The following is a 13,045-nucleotide window of genomic DNA, read 5'->3' on the forward strand; positions in this document are numbered from 1 at the left end:
TGGTATGTCGTACTTAGATGATCCCCGTGTGTTGTTCGCCGCCGAACGGACTTTGCTCGCCTGGCAACGCACAGCCATAGCGCTGATGGGCTTCGGCTTCGTCGTCGAGCGCTTTGGACTGTTTCTGCGCATGATCAGCAACCAGCCGCTCTCCGATGCTCAGCGCGGGTTTTCATTGTGGCTTGGGGTCGTGTTGTTGATGCTCGGCGCGGGTGTGGCGGTTGCCTCTGCGCTGCAGTTCCGCCGAGTCTTGCGTGGGTTGGGCGAGAAGGAGATACCCGCTGGTTACTGGACCACCTTGGGCATCTGGCTCAACTTCATCCTGGCGGTTGTCGCGCTCGCGCTCACGGTGTATTTCGTGATCAGCGCATGAACGGTATACGCGGTCGTGAAACCCCGGCAAGAGAAGACCGAGCTACTCTGGGGTCTCCGAAGCAGCGGCCGGCGCAGGTTGGCTGCTGACAGGCCCGCCAGAAAATTGGCGACCTCGGCCATGCCGACACCTGCATCGACACGGCCGGGGGCCGCAAGCGCCGCACTGGCCCACGTCGTCCCTGCGACTGTGAAGGACTAGCAGGGGACGTCTCAGAAAACGGAAAATAAAGCACGTTAAGCCCATTGCAGACGCTAGATATTGACGAGTACGTCGGGTTTTCTCTTGTTTGAGTTGCCTCTTGTGGTAAGATAGCAATCAATTACTATCTTACAAGGAGTGCTCGTGGACACCCATCCAAAGCATCTGCCGGCCGATGAACGTCGTGCCGTAACTGTCGAGTCCGTCGTGGCGCTTGCCGGTTCACAAAACCCAAGCGAGATAACCACTGCAGCTATCGCTAAACACATGAACTTGACCCAGGGTGCGCTGTTTCGGCACTTCCCGAACAAGGAAGCCATTTGGCAGGCGGTCATGGAGTGGGTAGCAGAGCGCCTATTAGCCAGAATCGATCGATCCGCACAAGGAATCGAGTCGCCCTTGGCAGCCATGGAGGCGATGTTCATGAGTCATATCGAATTCGTAGCTGAGCACCCAGGCGTGCCAAGAATGATGTTTGGTGAGCTTCAGCGTGCCGAATCGACACCGGCCAAGCGCATGGTGCAAACCTTGATTCAGCGCTACGGCGAACGTTTGCATCGTCTCATCGAGAAAGGCAAGGCCAGCGGCGAGTTGTCTCCCTCGCTTGACAACGAGGCGGCGGCAACGCTGTTCATTGGCACGATCCAGGGCTTGGTCATGCAATCGCTGTTGGCGGGTGATGTGGGACGTATGCACCGCGATGCGCCGCGCGTCTTTGCAATTTATCGGCGTGGCATAAGGAGTGCGCAATGAAAAAGTTACCCTTGCAAGGCCGCACCCTGGCGCTGCTTGCCGTCATCATTCCTATGCTGGTGCTTTTTATTTATGTCGGTCTGCGATCAGGGCCGCTCGCCCCGGTCGCTGTGACGGTGGCAAGCGTGGAATCACGGGCTATCTCACCGGCGCTGTTCGGCATCGGCACGGTGGAGGCGCGCTACACCTACAAGATCGGGCCGACGTTTGCCGGGCGCGTCAAACGCCTGGACGTGCATGTAGGCGACCAGGTCAAGGCCGGACAGGTGCTCGGCGAGATGGAGCCGGTCGACCTCGATGATCGGGTGCGCTCACAGGAGTCGGCATTCAAGCGTGCGGAAGCGGCTTTGCGCGAGGCAGAAGCCCGGCAAGCCTACGCGCAAACCCAGGCGCGCCGCTACGAGCAATTGTTTGCGGTGCGCTCGACCAGCGAGGAAATCGTCACCACCAAGCGGCAGGAACTGCAGATCGCCGATGCCGCCTTATCTGCCGCTCGGGAAGATATTGTCCGGGCACGCTCCGACCGCGAAGGACTCGTCGCGCAGCGGAGCAATCTGCGCCTGATCGCGCCGGTCGATGGTGTAGTCGCCGTGCGCGATGCCGATCCCGGCACGACCATCGTCGCGGGCCAGGCCGTGGTGGAAGTGATCGACCCCAAGAGTTTGTGGATCAATGCGCGCTTCGACCAGATCAGCGCATCGGAGCTGGCTGGGGGGTTGCCGACTCTTATCGTCCTGCGTTCGCGTGGTGGCCAGACCTTGAAAGGTCGCGTGCTGCGGGTGGAACCCAAGGCCGACGCGGTAACCGAGGAAACGCTTGCCAAGGTGACATTCGATAACAAACCAGAACCTTTGCCACCGGTGGGTGAACTGGCCGAAGTCACGGTTGACTTGCCGGCGCTCCCGGCCGCTCCACTGATCCCCAACGCTGCCGTCCAGCGTGAGGGCGACAAAGTTGGTGTCTGGCAAATCGTGGATGGTGATCTGCATTTCTCCCCGGTCAAGCTCGGCACTTCCGACCTCAATGGTTACGTGCAGGTGCGCGAAGGGCTCAAGAATGGGGACCAGGTTGTGACCTATAGCGAAAAGGCACTGACGGCGCGCAGCCGCATCCATGTGGTCGACCATATCCCAGGAGTGTCACGATGATCAGCCTGGCCGGCCGCGACATTCTCCATGCCTGGGGAAAATTCGTCTTCACCGGCATCGGTCTGGGTCTGCTGATCGGCGTCACCCTGGTCATGGCTGGGGTGTACCGAGGCATGGTGGACGACGGCAAGGCGTTGCTCGACAACAGTGGCGCTGACCTTTGGGTGGTGCAAAAGGATACTCTGGGTCCTTATGCGGAGTCGTCCAGCCTCAACGATGACGTGTATCGCGCCATTCTCGCCATGCCGGGAGTCTCACAGGCAGCGAACGTGACCTACCTGACCATGCAGGTACGCAAGGGCGAGAGTGATGTACGCACCATGGTGGTCGGCATCGCGCCCGGTGCGTTGGGGGCTACACCCGGATGGCCTCCTTATCTCGTCGCTGGACGCCAGATCACGCGCGGTCACTACGAGGCGGTGGCCGACATCGCCACCGGCTTCAAACTGGGAGATCGTCTTGCCATTCGCCGAAATCATTACACCGTCGTGGGGCTGACACGGCGCATGGTGTCGTCCAGCGGCGACCCGATGGTATTCATTCCGCTCAAGGATGCCCAAGAGGCTCAGTTCCTCAAGGACAACGACGCCATTTGGCAAAGCCGGCGTCGCACCGAAGCCAACCCGGCCTTCAATCGACCCGGTGTTACTGGTTTGCTGGATGCCGTGATTGCTTCACAGAGCACCAACGCGTTCGTCAATGCAGTGCTGGTCACTCTGAAACCTGGTCATGCGCCGGACGAGGTTGCCGAATCCATCCGGCGCTGGAAACGTTTGACGGTCTACACACGGGCACAGATGGAAGACATCCTCGTCGGCAAGTTGATCGCCACGTCGGCCAAGCAGATCGGCATGTTCTTGGTGATTCTGGCCATCGTTAGCGCGGCCATCGTTGCCTTCATCATCTATTCGCTGACGATGGACAAAATCCGCGAGATCGCGGTGTTGAAGCTCATCGGCACACGCAACCGAACCATCGCCGCGATGATCATGCAGCAGGCGCTCGCCCTGGGCGTGATTGGTTTCGTGGTCGGCAAGATCACAGCCACTTTCTCAGCGCCCCTGTTTCCCAAGTACGTACTGCTGATGCCGTTCGACTCCATCGCCGGTTTTTTCGCCGTGCTCGTGATCTGCGTTCTAGCCAGCATCGTCGCCATTCGCATGGCACTCAAGGTCGACCCGGCCGAAGCCATTGGAGGTTGAGATGAGTGGCAAAGGCATTCGCATCGAAGGTTTGAGAAAACGTTATGGCGAGGGCGATACCGCGGTCAATGCCTTGAAAGGCGTGGACATGCAGGTGGCACCCGGCGAGGTGGTGGGCCTGATTGGCCCTTCCGGGTCCGGCAAGAGCACGCTGCTCAAATGTCTGGGCGCGGTGATTGATCCGACCGCCGGTCGCATGACGCTGGGCGATGAAGTGATCTACGACGATGGCTGGAAAGTCCGCGACTTGCGCGCCTTGCGGCGCGACAAGATCGGTTTCGTTTTCCAGGCACCATACCTGATTCCGTTTCTCGATGTCACCGACAACGTGGCGCTACTGCCGATGCTCGCAGGCGTCGCGAATGGGGAGTCGCGCGCGAAGGCACTGGAACTGCTCACCGCGCTCGATGTGCAACACCGGGCTCGCGCCATGCCCTCGCAACTCTCCGGTGGCGAGCAGCAACGGGTCGCCATTGCGCGAGGTTTGGTCAATCGCCCTCCGGTGATCCTGGCTGATGAGCCCACAGCTCCACTAGACAGTGAGCGCGCCATGGCTGTAATCCGCATCCTCAATGACATGGCTCGGAAGTTCGAGACCGCCATCATCGTCGTCACCCATGACGAAAAGATCATCCCCACTTTCAAGCGCATCTACCACATCCGCGACGGTGTGACCCATGAGGAAGCTGGCGAAGGGCGGGAGTTCGAATGAGAGAACGATTGAATTACAGGAGAATTTCATGACCCACCGCAAACACAGCCACGCATTTGGAACTATCACCCTGACCGTTACGGCCTGCCTGCTTTTATGGGGTTTTCAGTTGCCAGCTTGGGCTGGTGACGCTACCCAGGTTGAGCCACTGGCGCTACGCAAGATCATGCAGGAACTCGGGCGCAACATGCAGGCTATTACCGGTGCGATTTCGCAGGAGGAATGGGTTCAGGTCGTTCAGCTCGCCCCAAAAGTTGCTGCACACCCCGAGCCACCGCTTACTGAAAAAATGCGCATCCTTGCTTACCTCGGCGCTGATGCGACCAAGTTCAGAAACTTTGACGCGCAGACTCACGAGGCGGCGCTGGCCATGAAGCTGGCTGCTGCGAGCAGCGACGGCAAGGCGGTGATCCAATCATTCGCCCACGTGCAGGAAAGCTGCTTGGGCTGCCACCAAGCTTTCCGTAAACCTTTCGTGGAGCATTTTTATGGAGCACGCTAAAACATGCCAGCGCCCCATCAGCCTCGAAAGACGGCTTGCGGCAACTTACCTGGTAGCTGGTCTGGTCACCGCCGGTCTGGCCGGTTGCGCCGCCGGCCCTGATTTTCAGCGTCCCACCGCACCCGATGTGGCTCGCTACACTGCAACACCGGTGGCTGATAGAACCGCGTCCGCTCTCACGCAGTTCGGCGAAACACAACGTCTAGTCGAAGGGCTTCCGATCGAAACGCAATGGTGGCAAAGCTTGGGTTCATCCACACTCGACGGACTGATCAACGAAGCTTTCCATGTCAGCCCGACGCTGGCGAGCATCAGCGCCAATTTGCGACAGGCGCAGGAGCTTCTTGCCGCACAGGCGGGCTCGACGCAATATCCACAGGTAGATGTCGCACTGGGATCTCAGCGCCAGCAAATGAGTCCCAGTAGCCAAGGGTTGAGCGGAGACGCACGTCAATTCAGCCTCTACAACGCCAGCGTTGGCGTGCATTACAACCTCGATCTGGCTGGCGGCAACCGGCGCGCACTCGAAGCCTTGGCTGCTCGCGCCGACTACCGTCGCTTCGAACTGAATGCTGCGCGCCTGGCCCTTGCCGGCAACATGGCAACCGCTGCCATTACCCGAGCACGCCTCGCCGCGCAACTAGAAGCCACTACTGCCATTTTGCGCGTGCAGGATGAGCAACTGCGCCTAGCCCATGAACGCGTGCGTATCGGTCAGGCCTCACCTGATGAAGCGTTGAGCCTACAAGCTCAGGCGGAGCAAACGCGGGCAGAACTGCCTGCGCTGCGTAAACAACTGCAACAAACCGAACATCTACTGGCGGTGCTAGCCGGTCGTGCCCCAGGCACGGGTGGCATCCCGGCCTTCACTCTGGCCGATTTCACTCTGCCCGTCGAGATGCCGCTCGTCGTGCCCTCAGAACTGGTGCGCCGCCGACCGGATATCCAGGCGTCAGAGGCGCTGTTGCATGCGGCCAATGCAGACTATGGTGTGGCTGTCGCCAAGCTCTACCCACAGATCAACCTGAGCGCCAACCTTGGCTCTCAAGCGCTGACCACCGGTACCCTGTTCGGTGGTGGCTCGGCAGTGTGGGGCCTGGTTGCGCAGCTCACCCAGCCTCTTTTTAATCCAGGGCTACCCGCTGAAAAAAGAGCGGCGCTCGCCGCTTTTGATGCCGCCGCAGCCAATTACCAGAGCGTCGTATTGGAGTCTTTGCGTAACGTCGCCGACACCCTGCGCGCGGTGGAAAGCGATGCACAAACTTTGACTGCCCTCGCTGCCGCTGATATGGCTGCACAGGCCTCCTTGCAGTCGGTCGAGCGGCAATACCGGCTGGGCGCGGCCAGCTACCTGCAACTGCTCATCGCGCAGCAACAGGCACAGTCAATCCGGATCAATATGGTTGCGGCCCAGGCACAACGCCTAGTCGATAGTGTTGCTTTATATCAGGCCCTGGGAGGTGGTGTCAGTTAAGGCTATGCCCTAACCTTGTCATTTTCAGAAGACGACTGCACCAATCAACGAGACATGAAGCCTGCTGTGCATACGGCTCCTGACAGCCCGATATCAGGACTCCTCTGCACGAAACTCGTCTATGCTCAATACTCGTGTGCACCAAAGCGAGGCGAGCATGGCGACCGATACCGTACCGATTGCCGAGCGCGGCGTAGCCACCCTGTCAGAACAGGCATGGGAGCGTGCTCGCTGCCGCGCGGAGATCATTGGGCCGTTGGCGCAGTCGGAGACGGTCGGGCATGAAGCGGCCGACGCAGCAGCCCAGGCGCTGGGTCTGTCCCGGCGGCAGGTCTACGTCCTGATCCGCCGTGCCCGGCAAGGTTCGGGGCTGGTCACTGATTTGGCACTTGGACAGTCGAGCGGTGGCAAAGGTAAAGGCCGCTTGCCGGAGTCGGTCGAACGAATCATCCGCGAGCTACTGCAAAAGCGCTTCCTGACCAAGCAGAAGCGCAGCTTGGCGGCGTTCCACCGTGAAGTTGCGCGGGTGTGCAAGCTGCAAAAGCTGCGGATGCCGGCGCGCAACACGGTCGCGTTGCGGATCGCCAGCCTTGATCCACTCAAGACCACTCGACTTCGGGAAGGCCAGGATGCGTCCCGCATCCTGCAAGGTGTTGGCGGTGTTCCTCCGCCAGTCTCCGCACCGCTGGAGCAGGTACAGATCGACCACACAGTCATCGACCTGATCGTGGTGGACGAGCGCGACCGGCAACCGATTGGCCGTCCGTACCTGACCCTCGCCATCGACGTGTTCACCCGCTGCGTGGTTGGCATGGTGGTCACGTTAGAAGCGCCATCTGCCGTCTCGGTCGGCCTGTGCCTCGCACACGCCGGTTGCGACAAGCGCCCTTGGTTGGAAAGGTTGGACGTGGAAATGGACTGGCCGATGAGCGGCAAGCCCGCGCTGCTCTACCTGGACAACGCGGCCGAATTCAAGAGCGAGGCGCTACGCCGTGGCTGCGAGCAGCATGGCATCCGGTTGGACTATCGGCCTCTCGGGCAGCCGCACTATGGCGGCATCGTGGAACGGATCATCGGCACGGCGATGCAAATGATCCACGACGAATTGCCGGGGACGACCTTCTCCAACCCTGACCAGCGCGGGGAATACGCCTCCGAGAAGATGGCCGCCCTGACACTGCGCGAGCTGGAACGCTGGCTCGCATTGGCGGTTGGCACCTATCACGGCTCCGTGCACAACGGCCTGCTCCAACCGCCGGCCGCACGCTGGGCCGAAGCTGTCGCGCGTACCGGCGTTCCAACCGTCATCACTCGCACCACGGCTTTTCTGGTCGATTTCCTGCCCGTCCTCCGCCGCACCCTGACCCGCACTGGCTTCGTCATCGACCACATCCACTACTACGCCGATGCGCTCAAGCCGTGGATAGCTCGGCGCGACCGCCTGCCTGCGTTCCTGATCCGGCGCGACCCACGCGACATCAGCCGCATTTGGGTGCTGGAGCCGGAGGGGCAGCACTATCTGGAAATTCCATACCGTACCTTGTCGCACCCGGCTGTCACCCTCTGGGAACAACGGCAGGCGCTGGCGAAATTGCGGCAGCAAGGGCGCGAACAGGTGGATGAGTCGGCGCTGTTCCGCATGATCGGGCAGATGCGCGAAATCGTGACCACTGCGCAGAAAGCCACGCGCAAGGCGCGGCGCGACGCGGATCGACGCCAGCATCTCAAGTCAACGGAACAACCTGTCAAAACCACGCCACCAGCGGACACGGACATGGCAGACCCGCAGGCGGACAACCAGCCACCTGCCAAACCGTTCGACCAGATTGAGGAGTGGTAGCCGTGGACGAATATCCCATCATCGACCTGTCCCACCTGCTGCCGGCGGCCCAGGGCTTGGCCCGTCTCCCGGCGGACGAGCGCATCCATCGCCTTCGCGCCGACCGCTGGATCGGCTATCCGCGAGCAGTCGAGGCGTTGAACCGGCTGGAAGCCCTGTATACGTGGCCAAACAAACAACGCATGCCCAACCTGCTGTTGGTCGGTCCAACCAACAACGGCAAGTCGATGATCGTCGAGAAGTTCCGCCGCGCCCACCCGGCCAGCTCCGACGCCGACCAGGAGCACATCCCGGTATTGGTCGTGCAGATGCCGTCCGAGCCATCGGTGATCCGCTTCTACGTCGCGCTGCTCGCGGCGATGGGAGCACCATTGCGACCGCGCCCACGGCTGCCGGAAATAGAGCAACTGGCGCTGACACTGCTGCGCAAGCTCGGTGTGCGTTTGCTGGTGATCGACGAGCTGCACAACGTCCTGGCCGGCAACAGCGTCAACCGCCGGGAATTCCTCAACCTGCTGCGCTTCCTCGGCAACGAATTGCGCATCCCGCTGGTCGGTGTGGGCACACGCGACGCCTACCTGGCCATCCGCTCGGATGACCAGTTGGAAAATCGCTTCGAGCCGATGATGCTGCCGGTGTGGGAGGCCAACGACGATTGCTGTTCACTGCTGGCCAGCTTCGCGGCTTCGCTCCCGCTGCGGCGACCTTCGTCGATTGCCACGCTGGACATGGCTCGCTACCTGCTCACGCGCAGCGAGGGCACTATTGGCGAGCTGGCGCACCTATTGATGGCGGCGGCCGTGGCCGCCGTGGAGAGTGGTGAGGAAGCGATCAACCACCGCACGCTCAGCATGGCCGATTACACCGGTCCCAGCGAGCGGCGGCGGCAATTCGAGCGGGAACTGATGTGAAGCCAGCGCCACGCTGGCCACTGCATCCGGCACCCAGGGAAGCCGAAGCCCTGTCTTCGTGGCTCAACCGCGTGGCCCTTTGCTATCACATGGAAGTGTCCGAGCTGCTGGAGCACGATCTTGGTCACGGCCAGGTTGATGACCTGGACACCGCGCCACCACTGGCGCTGCTGGCGATGCTCTCCCAGCGGAGCGGTATCGAGCTGGATCGGCTGCGCTGCATGAGTTTCGCCGGCTGGGTGCCTTGGCTACTGGACAGCCTTGATGATCAGATTCCAGCCACATTGGAAACCTATGCGTTCCAGCTCTCGGTACTGCTGCCGAGACTCCGCCGTAAGACGCGATCCATCACGAGCTGGCGTGCCTGGCTGCCCACCCAACCGATACACCGCGCCTGTCCGCTCTGCCTGAACGATCCGGAGAACCAAGCCGTACTGCTCGCGTGGAAGCTGCCCCTGATGCTGAGCTGCCCACTGCATGGCTGCTGGCTGGAATCCTATTGGGGCGTGCCAGGGCGGTTTCTCGGCTGGGAGAACGCCGACGCCGAACCGCGCACTGCCAGCGACGCGATTGCGGCGATGGACCAGCGTACCTGGCAGGCACTGACGACCGGCCACGTGGAGTTGCCGCGCCGACGCATCCACGCCGGATTGTGGTTTAGGCTGCTACGCACGCTGCTCGATGAGCTGAACACCCCGCTTTCGACGTGCGGCACCTACGCGGGGTATCTCCGCCAAATCTGGGAATGCTGCGGGCATCCGCTGCGTGCTGGGCAAAGTCTGTGGCGACCGTATGAAACTCTGAACCCGGCAGTACGGTTGCAGATGCTGGAGGCGGCGGCAACGGCAATCAGCTTGATTGAGGTGAGGGATATAAGCCCGCCAGGCGAGCACGCAACGCTATTCTGGTCCGAGCCCCAAACCGGGTTCACCAGTGGCCTGCCGGCGAAAGCGCCGAAGCCCGAACCCGTCGATCACTGGCAGCGTGCAATCCAGGCCATTGATGAGGCCATCATTGAAGCACGACACAACCCCGAGACGGCACGCTCGCTGTTCGCGTTGGCTTCCTATGGTCGGCGCGACCCCGCTTCCTTGGAACAGTTGCGCGCCACCTTCGCGAAGGAAGGCATCCCCCCGGAATTTCTGTCACATTATGAGCCTAGCCTACCCTTTGCATGCCTTAGACAGAATGACGGGTTAAGTGACAAATTTTGACGTGCAGAGCTTCCCGATGCAAACTGTCACATAATCGAACGTATATGTGACAGGTACAAGATGCTGATTGGCTACATGCGAGTATCGAAGGCGGATGGCTCCCAGGCGACGGACTTGCAGCGCGATGCGCTGGTCGCGGCCGGTGTTGATCCGGCGCATCTCTATGAAGACCAAGCGTCCGGAAAACGCGAGGATCGTCCCGGTCTGGCGAGCTGTCTGAAGGCACTACGGCCAGGCGACACGTTGGTCGTTTGGAAACTGGATCGGCTCGGGCGCGACCTGCGCCATCTGATCAATACCGTCCATGACCTGACCGGACGCGGCATCGGCCTCAAGGTGCTGACCGGGCACGGCGCGGCCATTGACACCACGACCGCCGCCGGCAAGCTGGTCTTCGGTATCTTCGCCGCGCTGGCCGAGTTCGAGCGCGAGTTGATCGCCGAGCGCACCGTGGCGGGCCTGGCCTCAGCACGGGCACGCGGCCGGAAAGGCGGCCGGCCGTTCAAGATGACCGCCGCCAAGCTGCGGCTGGCGATGGCGGCAATGGGGCAGTCAGAGACCAAGGTCGGCGACCTGTGCCAGGAACTTGGCATCACGCGGCAGACCCTGTATCGGCATATTTCTCCCAAGGGGAATTGCGCGCAGATGGAATACGACTGCTGTCCAAGATGTAAAAGAAAAACTGGCCTCTACATGGTCAGCACGGATTCGAGGATGACGGCGCTCATCGCGGCATCAATTCACCTATTCACGCCGTCAAATCAGCTTTTTTGTACTGCCATTTGACGCGATGACCGCGAATTGATCGTAAAAACCACCACAATGATGAATAACACAGCGAATTGCGCTGAGAGTGTTTGCCACGACGGATAGATGCCCAGCAGATCAATGCGTGGGATCGATATTGGGCTGGTATGCAATAACCCTGCTTCTTGCAGACCTGCGATGCCCTTGCCTGCCAAGACCACGGCAAGTATGGCCACCAGCAGTGAGCTGGCAGCGAAGAACTGGCCAATCGGCAGGCGCGCACTGGTGCGCAGCAGCACGACTGCCAGCAGGGCCAGGATTCCCATGCCAGTGCCCAAGCCCGCCAGCAGGGGCCAGCCATTTCCTTCTGTCCAGAGCGCTGCGTAGAACAGCACCGTCTCGAACACCTCACGGTAGACGGCGACGAAGGCCAGCGAAAACAAGAACCATGCCGTGCGCTTGTTGAGCGCCGAAGACAGCTTTTCCTTGAGGTAGACCTGCCAACGACCGGCAACGCTCTTCTGGTGCATCCACATGCCCACACCCAGCAAGACCACGGCGGCAAAGAGTGACGAAAAGCCTTCCGTTAGCTCCCGGCTTGCCCCACTGACGCCGACCAAGTAAGTTGCCACTGCCCATGTAATGCCGCCTGCGGCCAGCGCGGATGCCCAGCCTGCATGCACGTAGATCAATACGTCTTTCCGTTCGGCTTTCTTGAGAAACGCCAGCATGGCAACGACCACCAGCAGGGCTTCCAATCCTTCACGTAGCAAGATGGTTAACGCACCGATGAAGGCCGCCACGGCATCGTCGTCGGAGGGGGCAAGCACCTTGTCCGCTTCATCCAGCAAGCCGCGCAAATGCAGCTCCGCTGTCTGCACATCGGCAGGCGAACCATTGGCTATCAATGCCCGGTAGGACACCATCGCGGCTTCGATCTTCTCGAACAGCGGCCGATTGCGAGTGGCCAACGCCGGTTCGACCGGCTCGAAGCCATCGAGGTAAGCAGACAAGGCTAGCTTGGTCGCACCTGCACGGTCGTCAGCCAGCAATGCCGTCACGCTCTCACTGAGTTTGGCTTTGGCAATCGCGGTGCCCTTCGGACTGCTGATATTCAGCGCGCTCGGATTGGCGCGCAAATAGGCCGTCAGGGCTCTGGCGGAAGGCTCATCCAGCCTGTCCGCCAAGACATGCTCAGATGTTTGCGTCAGCACATCCAGACTGGCGAGCGTCTGGCGAACCTGCGCGTTGGCTTGCCAGAGCTTGGCTCCTTCGTCCTTGTCGCTTTGCGTATAAGGTAGCGTGCCAACAAAGAACGCCAATGCCCATCGGTCTTCATCCGACAACGCGCCAAAGCCCTGCATAGCGGTGCCCTGGACACCGTTGCTGATAATTTGGTGTAGCGCGAATAAGCTGCGCTCGCGCGCCCGCATGTGATCGGCCAGCGCGGTCGGCTTGGGGTTGAGGGATGCCGCTAGGGGGCCATCACCGCGCCCTTGCTGACCGTGACAGGCCGCACACTGGGCCTGAAACAACTGCCCTCCCTTCGCTAAGACCGGCATGGCAGTCGGTGCGACTGGAAACGGGTACGCCTTTTGCACCGCACTGGACAGCGCGTGCGCCAGTTTTGCTACGCTGGCCGGATCGGCTTTGGCAGCTACCGCAGCACGCAAAGCGGTCGCTTGTTGCAACAAGCGACCCTTGTCGGTCTGGTCAGGTAATTCTCCCAGTTGACGTTCGGCTGTCGCTGAAAATTCCTGCATTTCAGCGTACTCCGACGCTTTCAGGACAGCACCGTTGGCGACCGCGCCGCCGTAATCGACGGCGACGTAGTCCAGAAGCTGCCAAATCTGTTTGGCTTTGAGTTCGGTGGTGTCGGCTGCGTAGCTTGGCCCGCCAATCAACGCGCAAGTCGCCAACAGCAAAGTCATCAGCCAGCGATAGGTTGCTCGGCAAGTCATGGAAACT

The 13,045-nt window shown here is 60.9% G+C and carries 12 protein-coding genes; 11 read left to right on the forward strand and 1 reads right to left on the reverse strand.

From position 1 onward, the window contains the following. The first annotated feature begins 31 nt into the window (after nt 1–31). The 11 genes from CCZ27_RS18815 (at nt 32) to CCZ27_RS18870 (ending at nt 11,116) form a co-directional block, all read left to right on the forward strand. A complete protein-coding gene (locus CCZ27_RS18815) occupies nt 32–373 on the forward strand; it encodes a YidH family protein (RefSeq protein ID WP_267966270.1) in 342 nt (113 codons plus the stop codon). 345 nt (nt 374–718) lie between these two features. Further along, nucleotides 719–1,327: a TetR/AcrR family transcriptional regulator gene (locus CCZ27_RS18820; RefSeq protein ID WP_004393990.1), complete on the forward strand. Its 609-nt coding sequence runs from the start codon at nt 719–721 to the stop codon at nt 1,325–1,327. Next, entirely contained in the window at nt 1,324–2,475 is a 1,152-nt protein-coding gene (locus tag CCZ27_RS18825) for an efflux RND transporter periplasmic adaptor subunit (RefSeq protein WP_096450775.1), read from the forward strand. The genes CCZ27_RS18820 and CCZ27_RS18825 overlap by 4 nt, the downstream gene beginning before the upstream one ends. Next, nucleotides 2,472–3,677, forward strand: a complete 1,206-nt coding sequence (locus CCZ27_RS18830; RefSeq protein ID WP_003056108.1) for an ABC transporter permease — start codon at nt 2,472–2,474, stop codon at nt 3,675–3,677. Before CCZ27_RS18825 ends, CCZ27_RS18830 begins: the two co-directional genes overlap by 4 nt. 1 nt (nt 3,678) lies before the next feature. Beyond that, entirely contained in the window at nt 3,679–4,389 is a 711-nt protein-coding gene (locus tag CCZ27_RS18835; protein WP_003056107.1) for an ABC transporter ATP-binding protein, read from the forward strand. A 28-nt stretch (nt 4,390–4,417) separates the two neighbouring features. Continuing rightward, complete coding sequence (locus CCZ27_RS18840; RefSeq protein ID WP_003056106.1) at nt 4,418–4,891, forward strand: cytochrome c; 474 nt, start codon at nt 4,418–4,420, stop codon at nt 4,889–4,891. Next, on the forward strand, nt 4,878–6,365 hold the full coding sequence (locus tag CCZ27_RS18845) for an efflux transporter outer membrane subunit (RefSeq protein ID WP_096450777.1): 1,488 nt from the start codon (nt 4,878–4,880) through the stop codon (nt 6,363–6,365). The genes CCZ27_RS18840 and CCZ27_RS18845 overlap by 14 nt, the downstream gene beginning before the upstream one ends. Nucleotides 6,366–6,522: 157 nt before the next feature. After that, nucleotides 6,523–8,205 carry a TnsB C-terminal domain-containing protein gene (locus CCZ27_RS18855; RefSeq protein ID WP_011494284.1) on the forward strand — a complete coding sequence of 561 codons (1,683 nt, stop codon included), beginning with the start codon at nt 6,523–6,525 and terminating at the stop codon, nt 8,203–8,205. Between the two features lie 2 nt (nt 8,206–8,207). Beyond that, complete coding sequence (locus CCZ27_RS18860; RefSeq protein WP_013741668.1) at nt 8,208–9,116, forward strand: TniB family NTP-binding protein; 909 nt, start codon at nt 8,208–8,210, stop codon at nt 9,114–9,116. Then, nucleotides 9,113–10,330, forward strand: coding sequence for a TniQ family protein (locus tag CCZ27_RS18865; RefSeq protein ID WP_096450779.1), 1,218 nt, complete (start codon nt 9,113–9,115; stop codon nt 10,328–10,330). Before CCZ27_RS18860 ends, CCZ27_RS18865 begins: the two co-directional genes overlap by 4 nt. 60 nt (nt 10,331–10,390) lie before the next feature. Continuing rightward, nucleotides 10,391–11,116 (forward strand): recombinase family protein, encoded by a 726-nt coding sequence (locus CCZ27_RS18870; RefSeq protein ID WP_198363185.1) that lies wholly within the window; start codon nt 10,391–10,393, stop codon nt 11,114–11,116. On the opposite strand, the gene CCZ27_RS18875 is transcribed toward CCZ27_RS18870, so the two are convergent. Further along, nucleotides 11,092–13,038: a cytochrome c/FTR1 family iron permease gene (locus tag CCZ27_RS18875; protein ID WP_005303902.1), complete on the reverse strand. Its 1,947-nt coding sequence runs from the start codon at nt 13,036–13,038 to the stop codon at nt 11,092–11,094. The genes CCZ27_RS18870 and CCZ27_RS18875 overlap by 25 nt on opposite strands. Nucleotides 13,039–13,045 lie beyond the last annotated feature (7 nt).

The sequence above is a fragment of the Thauera sp. K11 genome, from assembly GCF_002354895.1.
Classification (GTDB): domain Bacteria; phylum Pseudomonadota; class Gammaproteobacteria; order Burkholderiales; family Rhodocyclaceae; genus Thauera; species Thauera sinica.

Coding starts and splice junctions, on each gene's coding strand:
- CCZ27_RS18840 (WP_003056106.1), top strand. CDS start 4,418: ATGACCCACCGCAAACACAGCCACGCATTTGGAACTATCACCCTGACC.
- CCZ27_RS18845 (WP_096450777.1), top strand. CDS start 4,878: ATGGAGCACGCTAAAACATGCCAGCGCCCCATCAGCCTCGAAAGACGG.
- CCZ27_RS18825 (WP_096450775.1), top strand. CDS start 1,324: ATGAAAAAGTTACCCTTGCAAGGCCGCACCCTGGCGCTGCTTGCCGTC.
- CCZ27_RS18835 (WP_003056107.1), top strand. CDS start 3,679: ATGAGTGGCAAAGGCATTCGCATCGAAGGTTTGAGAAAACGTTATGGC.
- CCZ27_RS18875 (WP_005303902.1), bottom strand. CDS start 13,038: ATGACTTGCCGAGCAACCTATCGCTGGCTGATGACTTTGCTGTTGGCG.
- CCZ27_RS18855 (WP_011494284.1), top strand. CDS start 6,523: ATGGCGACCGATACCGTACCGATTGCCGAGCGCGGCGTAGCCACCCTG.
- CCZ27_RS18870 (WP_198363185.1), top strand. CDS start 10,391: ATGCTGATTGGCTACATGCGAGTATCGAAGGCGGATGGCTCCCAGGCG.
- CCZ27_RS18830 (WP_003056108.1), top strand. CDS start 2,472: ATGATCAGCCTGGCCGGCCGCGACATTCTCCATGCCTGGGGAAAATTC.